Annotated in this window: 15 protein-coding genes and 3 pseudogenes; 16 read left to right on the plus strand and 2 right to left on the minus strand. The window is 66.6% G+C overall.

Annotation, left to right across the window (positions count from 1 at the left end; translation table 11 throughout):
- The first annotated feature begins 17 nt into the window (after positions 1-17).
- The 11 genes and pseudogenes from CN538_RS00130 to CN538_RS23805 all read left to right on the plus strand — a co-directional run bounded on the left by CN538_RS00130 (position 18) and on the right by CN538_RS23805 (position 7,636).
- On the plus strand, positions 18-875 hold the full coding sequence (locus tag CN538_RS00130; protein ID WP_106418151.1) for an HTD2 family dehydratase: 858 nt from the start codon (positions 18-20) through the stop codon (positions 873-875).
- Positions 872-1,618 (plus strand): acyl-CoA dehydrogenase family protein, encoded by a 747-nt coding sequence (locus tag CN538_RS21425; protein ID WP_242495422.1) that lies wholly within the window; start codon positions 872-874, stop codon positions 1,616-1,618. The genes CN538_RS00130 and CN538_RS21425 overlap by 4 nt, the downstream gene beginning before the upstream one ends.
- Before the next feature lie 103 nt (positions 1,619-1,721).
- Positions 1,722-2,036, plus strand: a complete 315-nt coding sequence (locus tag CN538_RS21430) for an acyl-CoA dehydrogenase family protein (RefSeq protein ID WP_242495423.1) — start codon at positions 1,722-1,724, stop codon at positions 2,034-2,036.
- Between the two features lie 46 nt (positions 2,037-2,082).
- Positions 2,083-3,276 carry a CaiB/BaiF CoA transferase family protein gene (locus tag CN538_RS00140; RefSeq protein ID WP_106418152.1) on the plus strand — a complete coding sequence of 398 codons (1,194 nt, stop codon included), beginning with the start codon at positions 2,083-2,085 and terminating at the stop codon, positions 3,274-3,276.
- Positions 3,277-3,331: 55 nt separating this feature from the next.
- On the plus strand, positions 3,332-4,183 hold the full coding sequence (locus CN538_RS00145; RefSeq protein WP_106418153.1) for an HpcH/HpaI aldolase/citrate lyase family protein: 852 nt from the start codon (positions 3,332-3,334) through the stop codon (positions 4,181-4,183).
- A gap of 498 nt (positions 4,184-4,681) precedes the next feature.
- Positions 4,682-5,692: a TRAP transporter substrate-binding protein gene (locus tag CN538_RS00150; RefSeq protein WP_106418154.1), complete on the plus strand. Its 1,011-nt coding sequence runs from the start codon at positions 4,682-4,684 to the stop codon at positions 5,690-5,692.
- A gap of 52 nt (positions 5,693-5,744) precedes the next feature.
- Positions 5,745-6,059, plus strand: coding sequence for a hypothetical protein (locus CN538_RS21435; RefSeq protein WP_242495424.1), 315 nt, complete (start codon positions 5,745-5,747; stop codon positions 6,057-6,059).
- Positions 6,005-6,352, plus strand: coding sequence for a TRAP transporter small permease (locus tag CN538_RS21440; protein WP_242495425.1), 348 nt, complete (start codon positions 6,005-6,007; stop codon positions 6,350-6,352). Before CN538_RS21435 ends, CN538_RS21440 begins: the two co-directional genes overlap by 55 nt.
- A 35-nt stretch (positions 6,353-6,387) precedes the next feature.
- A pseudogene (locus tag CN538_RS23795) lies at positions 6,388-7,193 on the plus strand (TRAP transporter large permease); the annotation flags it as partial.
- A 118-nt stretch (positions 7,194-7,311) separates the two neighbouring features.
- Positions 7,312-7,401: pseudogene (locus CN538_RS23800) on the plus strand (TRAP transporter large permease subunit); the annotation flags it as partial.
- Between the two features lie 97 nt (positions 7,402-7,498).
- Positions 7,499-7,636: a hypothetical protein gene (locus CN538_RS23805; RefSeq protein WP_277985060.1), complete on the plus strand. Its 138-nt coding sequence runs from the start codon at positions 7,499-7,501 to the stop codon at positions 7,634-7,636.
- Between the two features lie 310 nt (positions 7,637-7,946).
- Here the strand turns inward: CN538_RS23805 and CN538_RS00165 are convergent, their stop codons facing one another.
- Positions 7,947-9,665: a bifunctional protein-serine/threonine kinase/phosphatase gene (locus CN538_RS00165; protein WP_106418155.1), complete on the minus strand. Its 1,719-nt coding sequence runs from the start codon at positions 9,663-9,665 to the stop codon at positions 7,947-7,949.
- A 152-nt stretch (positions 9,666-9,817) separates the two neighbouring features.
- Here CN538_RS00165 and ppa point away from each other — a divergent pair, with 152 nt between their 5' ends.
- Entirely contained in the window at positions 9,818-10,348 is a 531-nt protein-coding gene (gene ppa, locus CN538_RS00170; RefSeq protein WP_035469412.1) for an inorganic diphosphatase, read from the plus strand.
- A 123-nt stretch (positions 10,349-10,471) separates the two neighbouring features.
- Here the strand turns inward: ppa and CN538_RS00175 are convergent, their stop codons facing one another.
- A complete protein-coding gene (locus CN538_RS00175) occupies positions 10,472-11,497 on the minus strand; it encodes a DUF2333 family protein (RefSeq protein ID WP_106418156.1) in 1,026 nt (341 codons plus the stop codon).
- Positions 11,498-11,756: 259 nt separating this feature from the next.
- Between CN538_RS00175 and dsbD the strand changes: the two genes are divergently transcribed.
- The 4 genes and pseudogenes from dsbD (at position 11,757) to accC (ending at position 16,468) form a co-directional block, all read left to right on the plus strand.
- Positions 11,757-13,970, plus strand: coding sequence for a protein-disulfide reductase DsbD (gene dsbD, locus CN538_RS00180; RefSeq protein WP_242495426.1), 2,214 nt, complete (start codon positions 11,757-11,759; stop codon positions 13,968-13,970).
- 120 nt (positions 13,971-14,090) lie between these two features.
- A pseudogene (gene aroQ / locus CN538_RS00185) lies at positions 14,091-14,532 on the plus strand (type II 3-dehydroquinate dehydratase).
- A gap of 103 nt (positions 14,533-14,635) precedes the next feature.
- Positions 14,636-15,103, plus strand: a complete 468-nt coding sequence (gene accB / locus CN538_RS00190; RefSeq protein WP_035469406.1) for an acetyl-CoA carboxylase biotin carboxyl carrier protein — start codon at positions 14,636-14,638, stop codon at positions 15,101-15,103.
- Positions 15,104-15,124: 21 nt separating this feature from the next.
- Entirely contained in the window at positions 15,125-16,468 is a 1,344-nt protein-coding gene (accC, locus tag CN538_RS00195) for an acetyl-CoA carboxylase biotin carboxylase subunit (protein WP_106418157.1), read from the plus strand.
- Positions 16,469-16,565: the final 97 nt, after the last annotated feature.

A 16,565-nucleotide genomic window follows, 5' to 3' on the forward strand; every position in this document is an offset into this window, starting at 1 on the left:
GGTGCGTGGACCCACTCATGTCGACAACCCCGCTGGCCCAATGGCTCGAGCGCCGCGAACAGTGCCGGGACCGCCTCGATAGCGCCCTGGTCGCCCGCCTCGCGGCTACCCTCGGCCACCCCTGCCCCGCAGACCAGGCCCCACTGCCGCCGCTCTGGCACTGGGCGTTCTTTCAACTGCCGACACCGCCGGAGGGCATCGGCGACGATGGCCACCCGACCCGTGGCGGATTCCTGCCGCCGGCGGAGGGCCGCCAGCGCATGTGGGCCGGCGGCGAGTTCGAGTTCCTCACCCCACTGCGCGTGGCGTGCGACGCCGAGCGCCACTCGCGGGTGGCATCGATCGAGGAGAAGCCCGGGCGCAGCGGCTCGCTGCTGTTCGTCGCCGTCGAGCACGAATACCACCAGGCGGGCAGCGTGTCGCTCCGCGAGACCCAGCGGATCGTCTATCGCCAGCCCAGCGCCCCCAAGCTGGCGCTGGACGAACCGATGCCGCCGGCGGACTGGTCACAGACCGTTCAGCCCGATCCGGTACTGCTGTTCCGCTACTCCGCGGCCACCTTCAACGGCCACCGCATCCACTATGACTGGCCCTACGCCACCGCCACCGAGGGCTATCCCGGCCTGGTGGTGCACGGCCCGCTGATCGCCACCCTGCTGCTGCACGCCTTCAGCCAGGCCAACCCCGAGGCGAGACCGCGCCGCCTGCGCTATCGCGGCCTGCGCCCGCTGTTCGCCGATCGCCCCTTCGAGGTCGGCGGCCGGCTCGTCGGCCCCGGCCAGGCCGAGCTGACCGCCGGCAACGCCGACGGCCCGGCCCAGCGCGCCATGCTCGAATTCGATACCCCTGCCGACCCGGAGGCCCCGCGCACATGATCGCTCCCATCGACCACGACGCCCTGGAAGCCATTCGCGACGGCGTGCGCAGCCTGTGCAAACCCTATGGTGGCGACTACTGGCGCGCCATCGACGCGAGCCAGGGATTCCCCGAGCAGTTCGTCGACGAGCTGACCCGCGCCGGCTGGCTCGCCGCCATGATCCCCGAGGCCTACGGCGGCTCCGGCCTGGGCCTGGCGGAGGCCAGCGTGATTCTTGAAGAGGTCAATCGCTGCGGCGGCAATGCCGGCTTCGTGCACGGCCAGATGTACAACATGGCGACCCTGCTCAAGCACGGCAGCGAGGCGCAGAAAGCGGCGATTCTGCCGCGCCTGGCCAGCGGCGAGCTGCGCCTGCAGTCGATGGGCGTCACCGAACCGAGCACCGGCACCGATACCACCAAGATCAAGACCACCGCGGTCAAACGCGGTGACCGCTACGTGGTCAACGGCCAGAAGGTGTGGATCTCGCGGGTCCAGCACTCCGATCTGATGATTCTGCTGGCGCGTACCACGCCGCTCGCCGAGGTCCAGCGCAAGGCCGACGGCATGTCGATCTTCCTGGTCGACCTGCACCAGGCGATCGGTCAGGGCATGCGCGTGCAACCCATCGACAACATGGTGGGCCACGAGACCAACGAGCTGTTCTTCGACGATCTCGAACTGCCCGTCGATACCCTGATCGGCGAGGAGGGCAAGGGCTTTCGCTATATTCTCGACGGGCTCAACGCCGAGCGCACCTGATCGCCGCGGAGTGCATCGGCGATGGCCGCTGGTTCATCGACAAGGCCAGCCGCTATGCCGGCGAGCGGGTCGTGTTCGACCGCCCCATCGGTCAGAACCAGGGGTGCAGTTCCCCATCGCCGAGGCCCACATCGAGGTCGAGGCCGCCGATCTGATGCGCTGGCAGGCGTGCCAGGCGTTCGATGCCGGTCTGCCCGCCGGCGCCAGCGCCAACATGGCCAAGTACCTGGCAGCCAAGGCGTCGTGGGAGGCGGCCAACGTCTGCCTGCAGACCCATGGCGGCTTCGGCTTCGCCACCGAGTACGACATCGAGCGCAAGTTCCGCGAGACCCGGCTCTATCAGGTCGCGCCGATCTCCACCAATCTGATTCTCTCCTACGTCGCCGAGCACCTGCTGGGACTGCCGCGCTCGTTCTGAATCCGCGATCGATCCCTTCATCAGCCATACGTCATCGGAGACCGCCATGACCCAAACCCTGCGCCCACTCGACGGCATCACCGTGCTGAGCCTGGAGCACGCCATCGCCGCGCCCTTCTGCACCCGCCAGCTCGCCGACCAGGGCGCCCGGGTGATCAAGATCGAACGCCCCGCCGTGGGCGACTTCGCCCGCGGCTACGACACCCGTGTCGCCGGGCTTTCGTCGCACTTCGTGTGGACCAACCGTGCCAAGGAGAGCCTGGCGCTCGATCTCAAGCACACCGAGGCGCAGCCGATTCTCGACGCCCTGCTAGCCGAGGCCGACGTGCTGGTGCAGAACCTGGCGCCGGGGGCGGCGGCGCGCATGGGGCTCGACTTCGACACCTTGCATGCGCGCTACCCGGGGCTGATCGTGTGCGATATCTCCGGCTACGGCGAAGGCGGCCCCTACGCCAGCAAGAAGGCCTACGATCTGCTGATTCAGAGCGAGGCGGGCTTTCTGTCGGTGACCGGTGGGCCGGCGCCGGATGCGCTGGCCAAGGCGGGTTGCTCGGTGGCGGACATCGCCGCCGGCATGTACGCCTACACCAGCATTCTCAACGCCCTGCTGCGTGGGCGCAGCGGCGAGGGCTCGCGGATCGAGGTATCGATGCTCGAGAGCCTGGTCGAGTGGATGGGCTACCCGCTCTACTACGCCTATGACGGCGCGCCGCCGCCGCCCCGGGCCGGCGCTTCCCACTCGACCATCTACCCCTACGGCCCTTTTCCCGCCGGCGATGGCGGCACGGTGATGCTGGGACTGCAGAACGAGCGCGAGTGGCAGCTGTTCTGCGACCAGGTGCTGTGCCGCCCCGAGCTGGCCACGGATGCGCGCTTCGACGCCAACGCCAAGCGCTCGCAGCACCGCGACGCCCTGCGCGCGATCATCGAAGCGGCGTTTGCCGAGCTGAGCGCGGCCGAGGTGATCGCGCGCCTCGACACGGCACAGATCGCCAATGCCCACGTCAACGACATGGCCGGCGTCTGGCAGCATCCCCAGCTCGCCGCCCGCGATGCCTGGCGCGAGGTGGCAAGCCCTAGCGGCCCACTACCGGCACTGCTGCCACCGGGGCGCAATAGCGCCTATACCGCGCGTATGGCGGCGGTTCCCGCCCTGGGCGAGCACACCGATGCCATTCTCGCCGGCCTCGGCTACGATGCCGAGATGCTGGCGACGCTGCGCGAACGCGGTACGATCTGAGTTCACCTCGAGCCCACGCGGTCTTGATCCCTACCTTGCCTTGCCGGAGATACCGATGTCCTCTCGCCCCGATGCCGACCCAAGCTCCCGCCCCGGGCTGCGCTCGGCGCTGTTCGTGCCCGCCAACCGCCCGGAGCGCATTCCCAAGGCGCTGGCGAGCGGCGCCGACGCTGTGATCGTCGATCTCGAGGATGCCGTCGCCGGTGCCGCCAAGGCGGATGCCCGTCGCGCCCTGATCGAGGCGCTGGCGGCGCTGCCCGAGGCGCGCGTGTGGGTGCGCGTCAACGCCCCGGAGAGCGCCGACTTCGCCGCCGACCTGGACCTCTGTCGCGACCACCCGGGCATCGCCGGACTGGTGATCCCCAAGGCCGAGACCCCCGACTCGCTCATCCAGGCAGCCAGTCTCGGGCGGCCTTTGATCCCGCTGATCGAGAGCGCGGCGGGGCTGGCGGCGCTCGCCGCGCTGAGCCAGGTGGCAGGCGTCGAGCGGCTCAGCTTCGGCGCCCTGGACCTGAGCGTCGACCTCGGCAGCGAGCCGGACACCGAGGGCGGCGAGATGCTGCTCGACCAGACCCGCTACCAGCTCGTGCTCCACTCGCGCCTGGCCGGGCTGGCGCCACCGCTGGAGACGGTGCTGCCGGCGTTCGGCGATCCAACACGCGTCGAGCGGGTCGCCCGGCGCGCCGCGGGCATGGGCTTCGGCGGTATGCTGTGCATTCATCCGGCGCAGATCGCTCCGGTCCATCGTGGGCTGGCGCCGTCGCCGGATACCCTCGACTGGGCGCGGCGCGTGATGGCGGCAGCGGCCCAGAGCGGCGACGCCGCCCAGGTCGACGGCGCCATGATCGACGCCCCGGTAGTCGAGCGCGCCCGGCGGCTGCTGGCCCGCGCCGCCGAGCACGGCTGACGGCGCAGAACCGCGAAAGATAGCGCAGCGCAAGCAGGCCACGGAAGTGAACGGAGAGAGGCGGCTGACTCACCCGCAGACGCGCTCTCTCCACCGGTGACAGCACGTTAACTTGTGTCAACCGGCCAACTTTTTCCTGCGCAACCTCGGAGGTCATCCAAATCTCTGCTGTGTGACGATCGCGGCCTTTTTTGCCCGCCCTGTCACCGCGCCGATCACCCGGCACGATCTCCATTATTCATGCAAATGATTGTATTTATTTGACTTTCACCAAACGAGGCGAGAAATGAGCGCGCGGCCGCCCCATCATTTTCTACTTTTTAAACTTATTAAACAGAAAATAAACTTTCTAAATCACGCCCTTATTTACTTTCTTTTCCACCAAAGATTGATTACGCAGATACAAATCACTGCGCATAATTCACCGGCATCGCCGTCGAGATGCCGGCCCGGCTTCGGCGCAGCGCGACACACAACAATCCAGGAGTGACAAGTGCCATGTCTCTGATCAATCGAAAAACACTCGCAGGCGCCATCGGTTTCGCCATTCTGCTGGGCGGTGCCACCGGCGCCCAGGCCCAGGACCCCATCGTGATCAAGTTCTCCCACGTGGTCGCCAACGACACGCCCAAGGGCGAAGGCGCTCAGCTGCTGCAGAAGCTGGTCCAGGAGCGTCTGGGCGACAAGGTCAAGATCGAGGTCTATCCCAACTCCTCGCTCTACGACGACACCAAGGGTCTCAACGCGCTGCTCACCGGCGACGTCCAACTGCTCGCCCCCTCCATGGCCAAGCTCGGCGAATATAGCCCCAGCGTCCAGCTGATGGACCTGCCGTTTCTGTTCGACGACATGAATGCGGTCACCCGCTTCGAGCAGGGCCCGGGCGGCAAGCAGATTCTCGAATCGATGCAGGACCACGACATCCTGGGTCTGGCCTACTGGCACAACGGCATGCGCCAGCTGACCGCCGACAAGCCGCTGATCGAACCGCGTGATGCCCGCGGCCTGAAGCTGCGCGTCGAGCCCTCCGACGTGCTCGCCGCCCAGATCAAGGAGCTCCACGCGATTCCGCGCAAGATGGCTTTCGGTGAGGTCTACCAGGGCATGCAGACCGGCGTCATCGACGGTCAGGGCGGCAACACCTGGTCGAACATCTACACCCAGAAGTGGAACGAAGTGCAGAGCGACATGACCGAGTCCAACAACGGCGTGCTCGACTACATGCTGATCACCAACGCCAAGTTCTGGAACGGCCTACCCGAGGACGTGCGTACCACCCTCGACGAGATCATCGCCGAAGTGACCACCTCGGTGAACGAGAAAGCCGACCAGCTCAATGAAGAGGCCAAGCAGAGCATCGCCAAGAGCGGCAACACCAAGATCCACGAGCTCAGCCCGGAGCAGGTCAAGGCCTGGCGTGACGCCATGGCACCGGTGATCGACGAATTCCGCGACGAGATCGGCAGCGACCTGATCGACGCGGCACAGCAGTCCAACAACGCCAACTGAGCGCCCATTCCCCATGCTCTTGCGCATCTGGAATTCACTCGAGGAGGGCCTGGTGGCCCTCCTGCTGGCGGTGATGACCCTGCTGACCTTCTTCTACGTGGTCGTCACCAACCTCTATAACGTCTTCTACGACCTCGGCGACGCCTATCCGGCGCTGGAAACGCCGGCCTTCGCCGTGGGCGACTGGCTACTGGGCATCGGCCAGGAGATGACCTGGAGCCTGGCGATGACCACCACCATCTTCGCCTGGCTGATCTTCCTGGCATCGCCTACGGCGTGCGCGTCGGCGCGCACATCGGCGTCGATCTGCTGGTGCGCCTGCTGCCCAAGCCCTGGCAGCGTGCCTGCGGTGTGCTCAGCTGCCTGATCTTCATGGCCTACGCCGGCCTTCTCATGGTGTCGAGCGCCCAGTGGGTCGACTCGCTGCAGATCAGCGGCATCGGCGCCGAGGATCTGGGCATGTTCGGACTCAAGGAGTGGCACGTGGCGCTGATCGAGCCGCTCGGTTTCGGCCTGATCATCGCGCGGCTGATCGAAGTGCTGGTGCGCATCCTGCGTGGTCAGCAGCTAGGGCTCGAGCAGAGCAGCGAAGTCAGCGACGCGCTGGCGCTGGCTCAGGAATCCGACACGGACAGCGACACCCGGAGAACCACGCCGTGACTATCGCCTTTCTGTTCATCTCCCTGTTCGTCTTCATGTTCATCGGCGTGCCGATCGCGGTCTCCCTGGGGCTGTCGAGCGCGTTGACGATCCTGCTGTTCAGCCAGGACTCGCTGCAGTCGCTGGCGATCAAGCTGTTCGCCACCGCGGATCACTACACCCTGCTGGCGATCCCGTTCTTCCTGCTCTCCGGCGCCTTCATGACCAGCGGCGGCGTGGCCCGGCGGCTGATCGACTTCGCCAATGCCAGTGTCGGCCACTTGCGCGGCGGCCTGCCGATCGCCTCGGTGCTGGCGTGCGTACTGTTCGCTGCCCTCTCCGGCTCCTCCCCCGCCACCGTGGCGGCAGTGGGCTCGATCGTGATCGCGGGCATGGTGCGCTCCGGCTACACCCGCAGCTTCGCCACCGGCATCGTCTGTAACGCCGGTACCCTGGGCATCCTGATCCCGCCGTCGATCGTCATGGTGGTCTACGCCGCCGCGACCTCGACCTCGGTGGGCAAGCTGTTCATGGCCGGCGTAGTGCCCGGGCTGCTGCTGGGCTTTCTGCTGATGCTGGCGATCTACATCATCGCACGGATCAAGAAGATGCCGGCCCAGCCCCGGGTCAGCGTGGGCGAGTGGCTGCGTGCGGCGCGCAAGTCGCTGTGGGCCTGCTGCTGATCGTGGTGATCCTCGGCGGGATCTACTCAGGCATCTTCACGCCGACCGAGGCTGCCGCGGTGGCTGCCGTCTATGCCGCCTTCGTTTCACTGGTGATCTATCGCGACATCGGTATCCGCGAATGCCCGCGGGTGATCCTGGACGCGGCGCGCCTGAGCATCGTGCTGATGTTCATCATCGCCAACGCGATGCTGTTCGCCCACGTGCTGACCACCGAGCAGATCCCCCAGACCATCACCCCAGTGGGTGGTCGAACAGGGCTTCTCGCCGATCACCTTCCTGCTGGTGCTCAACGTGGTGCTGCTGATCGCCGGCAGCTTCATGGAGCCCTCGGCGATCATCCTGATCCTGGCGCCGATCCTGTTCCCGATCGCTATGCAGCTGGGGATCGATCCGATCCACCTGGGCGTAATCATGGTGGTCAACATGGAGATCGGCATGCTGACGGCCGCCCACCGGGCTCAACCTGTTCGTCGCCTCGGCGGTGACCGGACAGCCGCTGACCACGGTGATTCGCGCCTCGGCGCCGTGGCTGATCCTGCTGGTGTCGTTCCTGTTGCTGATCACCTACGTGCCGTTCATCTCCCTGGGCCTGCCCAACCTGCTGGGCATGCCGGGCTGATAAGGCACCGAGCGACCTAAGCCGGAGATCATATCGCCGGCTGTCACACCCGAGGGCCCCGGCGCATGGCGCGCCGGGGCCCTCTGTCTTCGAGGCCATCGTCTCAGCCCTCGCTTCACCGACCGCTGCTTAGCGTCCACCCCCCTTGACGATGGGCGCCGGAGGCAGGGCTCAGCGAGGGTCCTTTGCCAGGGATGGCGAAGGTAGCGCCCAGGGAGGGGTTCACAGCGCCCTCGCGACGCCCTGTGACCGGAGCGTCCAGCGGTTGTGAAAAGCGTTTTCAGTCGATGCGTTGACCGCCTGTCAGCCGCTATTTTAGCCACCACGAGAGGATCAGCAGCAGCAGCAGCACCGTGGCGATCGCCTGCCAGACGTTGGCTGGCTCGCGCCACGGCGGGCGCCGGTCGTCGGTCTGGGCGCGCGGCTTGGGGCGCAGGCGGTAGGCGAACTCGGAGATACGCCGGAAGCGCAGGGCGCGCAGCGGATCGAGCGAGCGCCGCAGGGCATCGTCGAGATCCTCACTGATGGCGGGGTTGCTCAAGCGCGCGCGGCGATAGGTCATCTGCTCCAGATCGGTGTGGCTGCGTAGATGATTGGGTAGCTGGGTGTAAGGCAGGTGCCCGGTCAGCATCCAGTAGATGGTGGAGGCCAGCGAGTACTGGTCGCTGCGCCGCCCCACCTCGGTGTCGAGGGCATACTCGGGCGCGCTGTGTTCGGTCAGCCCCACCTGCCGCGCCAGCTCCCGCGCCACGCCCTGGCTATCGCTGTCGCGCCGATGGCAGGCACCGAAGTCGGTCAGCACCAGATTGCCGTGGCGATCGATCAGGATATTGTCAGGGTGCAGATGCTGATGCAGCACCTCATGACGATGCAGCGCCTGCACTGCCTTGACCAGTTGGCGCGCGATCTCCAGGCGCTGTGCCAGGCTCGTCTGCGGATGCAGCCGCAGCCACTCGCTGAGCGACTGCCCCTCGACATAAGCCATCAGATAGTAGAGATAGCGCCGCGGCCGCTCGGCCTCGACCACCTTGACCACGAACGGCGAGTTGATGCGCTCCACCACCCGCTGCTGCAGTCCGAAGTGCTCGAGATAGACGTTGCGTGGCGACAGCTCCGGGCTCGGCGCCTTCATCACCATCTCGCGCCCGCTGCGCGCATCGCGCACGTGATAGACCCGGGCGCGGGGGGTGCGCGAGAGCACCGCGACGATCTCCAGGCCGTCGAGGCGGTCCCCCGGGCTCACCTCCGGTGGCACCGGCAGATGGTGAAACAGCCGCGATGACTCCTCCGTCCCGACCTCCGGCAGGCGGTCGACCCGTACCAGCTGGAAGCAGAACTGGTTGGCGTTGTAGCCCCGCTCGCTGGCGCGCTGGTTGGCCGCCGCGGTCAGCCGCTCGCAGGCCGCATCGAGATCGCTGACGTCGGCACGGATCAGCTGCACGTACTCGGAGGGCACCAGGGTGCCACGCACCGCCTGGGTCATGAACAGGAACAGATCGCCCTGCTTGAGGGTAAAGGTCGAGTAGTCGATATCGACATGGCCATCCATGCCCAGCGCCCGCGAGGGGTAGCGATAACCGCCGAGATCGGTGACGTGGTCGCGGGTCAACTGCTCGAACTCGGCACCGCGGATGCGATACACCAAGGTATCGCCCATGTGGAAAAGATGCGCCTGACGCTGGTGGAAGATCATCGCCGACAGCGAGCAGATATAGCTGCCGCCCTCGATATAGCCGCTCTGGCTATAGCACCAGCTGTTGAGCGCCCGGAGTACCCGGGTCGCCGAGGTCTTGATGTCCCAGTGCTCCGGGGTGGAGTAGTAGTCGGCGAGAAAGCCGCGCACGCTGAGATCGCCGGCCTGCTTGGCGATCGAGTTGCGCCAAGTAGAGTCGCTGATCAGCGCGCAGCCGCCCTTGGCCTGCAGCGCCTCGCCCTGAGGGATCTGCACCGACATCGAACTGCGGTGGCGGTGCAGATCCGGCGCCACGAAGGCCTGACCGTAGGTCAGCGACAGCGAGCTATTCGACAACGATCTTCTCCCCACGGGTGGTCCGTACCGGCGGCGGCCGCTTCCCGACACGCAAGCGCCGGGGACGGATTGGTAATCGGCCTAGCCTATTCGTATAATCCGTGGGATTTTCGCCCGCTGGTGTTCAACCTGCAAACCGCAAGGACTCGATGATGAGTTTCGACAAGATTCCCGCCGGAAAGGATCTCCCCAACGACGTGTACGTGGCGATCGAGATTCCCGCCAACCACGCGCCGATCAAGTACGAAATCGACAAGGACATGGATGCCCTGGTGGTGGATCGCTTCATGGCCACGCCGATGTTCTACCCGGCCAACTACGGTTTCATTCCCCATACCCTGGCCGACGACGGCGACCCGCTCGACGCCCTGGTGGTCACGCCCTACCCGGTGCAGCCCGGCAGCGTGATTCGCGCGCGCCCGGTCGGCGTGCTCAACATGTCGGATGAAGCCGGTGAAGATGCCAAGCTGGTCTGCGTGCCGCACCAGAAACTCACCGCGCTCTACGACGACGTCCACGAAGTGACCGACCTGCCCGAGCTGCTGCGCCAGCAGATCGCCCACTTCTTCGAGAACTACAAGGATCTCGAGAAGGGCAAATGGGTCAAGATCGATTCCTGGGATGGTGCCGATGCCGCGCGCAAGGCGATCGAGAAGGCCGTCGCCGCTTACGCCAGCGAATAAGCCACGCCTCCCCGGGCGGCCGCGATCGCGGCCTGCCCAATCACAAGCGCCGCCCTCTTGGGGCGGCGCTTGTGGTTTTTATGGCGAGTATCCGGCAACGCCGCGGCGATGCGCCCGCGCCACTTACAGCGCGCTGCGAATCTGCCCAATCAACTGCGTCGCCCGCACGGTGTAGTTGGCCATCATCAGCGAGTGGTTGGCGAAGAAGCCGAAGCCCGAGCCGTTGAGGATCACCGGGCTCCATACCTGCGCCTGGGACGCCTTGAGCTCGGCGATCAGCTGGTCGAAGGCCTCGCCCTGCCCGGCCTGCTCGATCGCCTCGGCGTAGTCGATGCGCGCCGCCTGAACCAGTTGCAGCAGCGCCCAGGTGGTGCCGCGGGTCTTGAAGAAGACGTTGTCGATACGGAACCACGGGGTGCTCTCGACCGCCTGACCGCCCCCCGGCGAGCGTCCGACACTGGCTGCCAACGCCTGGGTCTGAGTCTCGAGCTGGCTCTGCACCTGGGCCAGCCAGGCCTTCAGGGCATCGGCGCCGAGCGTGCTGGGCGCCGGGGTCGAGGCCGCCGCGTCCTGGACAGGAGTGCCGGCACCACTGTTCTCGAGCGCAGAGAAGGCTTCCCCGAGATTGTTGCGCGCCGCGCGCAGCAGCGTCTCGGACTCGGGCCAGCGCCAGCTGTCGAGATCGCCGGCGAGCGCTTCGTCAGCGGCCTTCAGCGGCGCCTGCCCCACCTCCAGCGCGCTGCCGAGCGAGGCGACCGAATCCTGCACCTGCTGAGTCACACCGGCCTCCCAGTTGGGCATGTTATCGAGCCACAGCCCCGGTGGCATGACGTCATTGCGCAGATAGCCGCCGGGCTTGTCGAGCAGGGTGTCGAGCAGTTCGATATTGGTCGCCAGCAGCGCCTCGCCGGGCTTGATCGCCACCTGCGACTGGCGCTCGCCAGCGCTCTGTGGCACCCCACGCTGCAGCGCCACCGCCTGACGCGGGTCGACCGGCGACGGCGTCCAGCTCCACCAGATGCCCAGCACAATGCAAATCAGCAGATAGATCGCCACCAGCGCCACCAGCGGCTTCCAGATCCAGCCGTACTGCGGGGTTTCGAGGACCTCGGTGCGCGATAACGGCGCCTTCTTGCGAAACAGAGCCATGGACGATCCTTGTCTTGACGGGGTTGAGGGCGTCGAGAGACGTTCATTGGGAGATATTCGTCACTTATCCTATCATGCTCCCGGCGGCGCGCAGCCCGCCTTTCGCTGCATACCGAACCGATCCGTCGTCCCCCTGTCCAGGCGTCGGTCATGGCACTTTTGCCGCCCTGCGCGCTCCAACGGCTGCGGCCTGCATTCCAGCCTGCAACCCCACGACGGCGCTGCGCTCCGTCAAACCGATCAGGATTCCGTGTCACGCATGTCGTTCTCTTCGCGCTGCTTGCTCATCCTCGCGCTGTGCCTGCTGACATCACTGGCGCAGGCGCAGAGCCCGTTCTCTTCACCCCGCGATACCTCGCCCTTCGCCAGCGCCGAAACAGCCGACTTCCTACCGGTGACAGAGGCCTTCCACGCCTACGCCTGGCGTGACGCCGAGCGCGTCTACGTCGGCCTGCGCGCCCTCCCCGGCCACTATCTCTATCGCCAGCGCTTCGCCCTGGCGGATGCCAACGGCGAGGCGCTGTCGCCGCTGACGATACCGCCGGGAACCTTCAAGCAGGACCCCTATCTGGGGCCGGTGCATATCTTCCGCGACACCGTGATGTTGAGCGCGCCCCTGCCCAAGACTGCCGATCGGGCAAGCAATACGCCGCTGACCCTGACGCTGAGTTTCCAAGGCTGCGCCGATGCCGGCCTCTGCTATCCGCCGGCGCACTGGCGCCTCACAGCCCGCGCCGGGGGCGCCCCAGCGGCGTTCACCGATGCCAGCGACGATGCCCAGGCGTCGCCCCTGGCCTCCGACGGCAATCACCGCGCCGACGCCAACCCGCGATTCGAGTCACCCTCCCAGGCCGATTCGTCACCGCTATCCGATCCGCTACCCCAGGCCGATCCTCTACCCCAAGCCGATCCTCTACCCCAGGCCGATCAGCTACCCGCTCAGACGCTGAGCAGTGACAGCGCCCCGTTGGGCCAGTCTGCCGAGAACGCCGCAGCGCCCCGCCCCGATGCGTCCCCTGGCACGGACCCTGAAGCGCGTGCCGGCAGCGCGGTACCGCTCAGCGCCGATGGGCGGTTCCAGGCGCTGCTCGGCCAGGGTCTGGGGCTGGGTACCCTGGCGCTGTTCTTTCTCGCCGGCGTGGGTCTGACCTTCACCCCCTGCGTGCTGCCGATGCTGCCCATCCTGACCGCCATCATCGTCGGCCAGAACGCCTCGCGGCGGCGCGCCCTGGGGCTCTCGCTCAGCTATGTCGCGGGCATGGCCGCTACCTTCACTCTGCTCGGCACCCTGATGGGGCTGTTCGGCGCCTCGCTCAACCTGCAGGCGCGGCTGCAGTCGGCCTGGGTGCTGATCCCGCTGGCACTGCTCTTCGCGGCCTTTGCCGCCGCGCTGTTCGGCGCCTTCGAGCTGCGTCTGCCGAATCGCTTGCGCCAGCGTGCGGATGCCTGGCAGCAGCGCCTGCAAAGCAGCGGCCCGCTGGGCCTGGCCGCCACCGGTGCGCTGTCGGTGCTGGTGGTTTCGCCCTGCGTCTCGGCCCCGCTGGCCGGCGCGCTGGTGTTCATCTCCACCACCGGCGATAGCCTCGGCGGTGCCCTGGCCCTGTTCGCGCTGGGGCTGGGCATGGGCCTGCCGCTGGTGGTCGCTGGCACCTTCGGCGCCCAACTGCTGCCGCGGGCCGGCGCCTGGATGAACGGGGTCAAGGCACTCTTCGGGGTGCTGCTGCTGGGGCTGGCCATCTGGTTACTGGCGCGGCTGCTGCCCGGGCCGCTGACCCTGCTGCTGTGGGCGCTGCTGGCGCTCGTCTGCGCGCTGGCCCTGGGCGCGCTCGATCTGCGCACGCCGCCTGGCTGGCCGCGGCTGCGTCAGGCGCTGGGCTGGCTGCTGCTGGTGTGGGGCGTGGCGCTGGCGTGGGGCGCCGCCCAGGGCGGCAGCGACCCGCTGCGCCCGCTCGCGCCCGGCGCCGGGAGCCCCACCCTGGGCAGCCCCACGGTGCCAAAGTTCACTACTGTCACCAATCACGCCAGCTACAGGCGGCACTGGACGTGGCGCAGCGCGACGGCCCGCCCAGTGATGCTCGATGTCAGCGCCGACTGGTGCATCGCCTGTCAGGTGATGGAGCACGAAGATTCCCCCGCCCGCGGTGGCCCAGCGCTGGCCGGGTTCACGCTGATCCGCGCCGATGTCAGCGCCGATAGTGCGGCGAGCCGAGCCTTGCTCTCGCACTACGGGCTCTTCGGCCCACCGGCTGCTGCTGTTTTCGATGGCGGTGGCGGAAAGACGCACCGCGCGCATCCAGGGCGAGGTCGGCGCCACGGCGCTGGCCGCCCACCTCGACGCGCTCATGTCATCCCGCGCGGAAGAATGATCAACCCGACAGGATCGGGGGTTATCAGACCCCGCCTGATGAGGCTAACGTGCGCGAACGAGCCCGTGGCCGGGCGGTTAGCGAACGTCGTTCGCGTCTCAGGCTAGACACTCTGGCTTTTTCGGCAAACTCTGCGGCAGCGCGTAAATGAGTCTCTCGTGCTGCCATTGCATGAAAGTGACGTCATCTCAGCGAAGTACGACAGGGTTAACAGCGCAAGGACAGGCATGGCTAGACTACTGGTTCTCAACGGCCCCAATCTCAACCTGCTGGGTACCCGCGAGCCGAGGTCTACGGGACCACGACCCTCGACGATATCCGCGTGACGCTGACCCAGCGCGGCTGTCCGCCGGGCACCAGCTCGAGTGGCTACAGTCCAATGCCGAGCATGAGCTGGTCGAGCGTGTTCACCGCGCCCGCGAGGAGCGGATCGATTTCATCCTGCTCAACCCGGCTGCCTTCACGCATACCAGCGTGGCGCTGCGCGACGCCCTCACCGGTGTCGCCATTCCGTTCATCGAGCTGCACCTGTCGAACGTGCACGCGCGCGAGCCGTTCCGCGCCCACTCCTACTTCACCGACGTGGCGCGCGGCGTCATTGCCGGTTTCGGCGCCGACAGCTACAGCCTGGCGCTGGACGCGGCCCTGGCTCAACTGGCGCGCGACTGAACGCCCCGGCGGCGCGGAAACAGCCTTTTCACGGTGGCCTCGTGCTGGCCACCACAGACATTCATCAAGACTTCTTCCACCCTTACGGAGCCGAGACATCACCATGGATATCCGCAAAGTCAAGAAACTCATCGAACTGCTCGAAGAGTCCAACATCAGCGAAATCGAGATTCAGGAAGGCGAAGAATCGGTACGCATCAGCCGCCATCCCCACGGTTTCGGTGCTGCCCAGCAGCCGATGATGATGCCCCAGTCGATGCACTACGCCCCGCAGCATACCGCCGAGCCGAGCGCACCCGCCGCCGATCCGGCCGAGCCGGCGCCGGTCCAGCCGCTGGGCCACGCGGTCACCTCGCCGATGGTCGGTACCTTCTACCGTTCGCCGGCTCCGGGTGCCAAGGCGTTCGTCGAAGTCGGGCAGAGCATCAAGAAAGGCGATACCGTGTGCATCGTCGAAGCGATGAAAATGATGAACCAGATCGAAGCCGACAAAGACGGCGTGGTCGAGGCAATCCTGGTCGAGGATGGCGAGCCGGTCGAATTCGACCAGCCGATGATCATCATCAACTAAGGCGACACGGGCGAAACCATCATGTTGGACAAGGTACTCATCGCCAACCGAGGCGAGATTGCGCTGCGCGTCCTGCGCGCGTGCAAGGAGCTGGGGATCAAGACCGTGGCGGTCCACTCCAAGGCCGACCGCGACCTGATGCACGTACGGCTGGCGGACGAAGCGGTCTGTATCGGCCCGGCATCGTCCGCGCAGTCCTATCTCAATATCCCGGCACTGATCAGTGCCGCCGAAGTCACCGACTCGACGGCGATCCACCCCGGTTACGGCTTCCTCTCCGAGAACGCCAACTTTGCCGAGCAGGTCGAGCGCTCGGGCTTCGTATTCGTCGGTCCGCGCGCCGAGACCATTCGCCTGATGGGCGACAAGGTCAGCGCGATCAACGCCATGAAGGAGGCCGGCGTGCCCACGGTGCCCGGCTCCGACGGCCCGCTGCCGGAGGATGGCGAGGAGATCCGCCGGATCGCCGCGCGCATCGGCTATCCGGTGATCATCAAGGCCGCGGCCGGCGGCGGTGGCCGCGGCATGCGCGTGGTGCGCAACGACGGCGAAGTGGCCAAGGCGGTGAGCGTGACCCGCGCCGAGGCAGCTGCAGCATTCGGCGACGGCACCGTCTACATGGAGAAATTCCTGGAGAACCCACGCCACGTGGAAGTCCAGGTGATCGCCGACGGCCAGGGCAACGCCATCCACCTCTATGATCGCGACTGCTCGCTGCAGCGGCGCCACCAGAAGGTGCTGGAGGAGGCCCCCGCGCCGCACCTCGACCCGGAGGCACGCGCCCAGGTGCTCAAGGCGTGTACCGACGCCTGTATCGAGATCAACTACCGCGGCGCCGGCACCTTCGAGTTCCTCTACGAGAACGGCCAGTTCTTCTTCATCGAGATGAACACGCGCGTCCAGGTCGAGCATCCGGTCACCGAGATGGTCACCGGTGTGGATATCGTCAAGGAGCAGCTGCGCATCGCCAGCGGCCTGCCGCTGTCGATTCGCCAGGAGGATGTCCAGCTCAACGGTCACGCCTTCGAGTGCCGCATCAACGCCGAGGATTCGCGCACCTTCATGCCCTCGCCCGGCAAGATCGACCTCTACCACCCGCCGGGTGGCCTGGGCGTGCGCATGGATTCGCACATCTATACCGGCTACACCGTGCCGCCCCACTACGACTCGTTGATCGGCAAGCTGATCACCTGGGGCGCGGATCGCGAGATCGCCCTGGTGCGCATGCGCAATGCGCTCGACGAGCTGCTGGTGGAAGGGATCAAGACCAATACCGACCTGCAGAAGGATCTGGTGCGTGACAGCGCCTTCCAGAAAGGCGGGGTCAACATCCACTACCTCGAGAAGAAGCTCGGCCTGAGCTGATTCGCGGCGCGTCACGACGGGGCGGTCATGCTCTGGGGATCTGTCTAAAGCCCCTCGGTATGACCGCCCCGTCTGCGTTCGCCCCCCACCGACGAGA

The sequence above is a fragment of the Salinicola tamaricis genome (genome assembly GCF_003006155.1).
GTDB classification, from domain to species: domain Bacteria; phylum Pseudomonadota; class Gammaproteobacteria; order Pseudomonadales; family Halomonadaceae; genus Salinicola; species Salinicola tamaricis.

What these genes read in the sequence shown, in the direction of transcription:
- CN538_RS00145 (WP_106418153.1), top strand. Translation starts at nt 3,332, where the DNA reads ATGTCCTCTCGCCCCGATGCCGACCCAAGCTCCCGCCCCGGGCTGCGC.
- CN538_RS00140 (WP_106418152.1), top strand. Translation starts at nt 2,083, where the DNA reads ATGACCCAAACCCTGCGCCCACTCGACGGCATCACCGTGCTGAGCCTG.
- CN538_RS21425 (WP_242495422.1), top strand. Translation starts at nt 872, where the DNA reads ATGATCGCTCCCATCGACCACGACGCCCTGGAAGCCATTCGCGACGGC.
- CN538_RS00175 (WP_106418156.1), bottom strand. Translation starts at nt 11,497, where the DNA reads ATGGCTCTGTTTCGCAAGAAGGCGCCGTTATCGCGCACCGAGGTCCTC.
- accC (WP_106418157.1), top strand. Translation starts at nt 15,125, where the DNA reads ATGTTGGACAAGGTACTCATCGCCAACCGAGGCGAGATTGCGCTGCGC.
- CN538_RS00130 (WP_106418151.1), top strand. Translation starts at nt 18, where the DNA reads ATGTCGACAACCCCGCTGGCCCAATGGCTCGAGCGCCGCGAACAGTGC.
- dsbD (WP_242495426.1), top strand. Translation starts at nt 11,757, where the DNA reads ATGTCGTTCTCTTCGCGCTGCTTGCTCATCCTCGCGCTGTGCCTGCTG.
- accB (WP_035469406.1), top strand. Translation starts at nt 14,636, where the DNA reads ATGGATATCCGCAAAGTCAAGAAACTCATCGAACTGCTCGAAGAGTCC.
- ppa (WP_035469412.1), top strand. Translation starts at nt 9,818, where the DNA reads ATGAGTTTCGACAAGATTCCCGCCGGAAAGGATCTCCCCAACGACGTG.
- CN538_RS00150 (WP_106418154.1), top strand. Translation starts at nt 4,682, where the DNA reads ATGTCTCTGATCAATCGAAAAACACTCGCAGGCGCCATCGGTTTCGCC.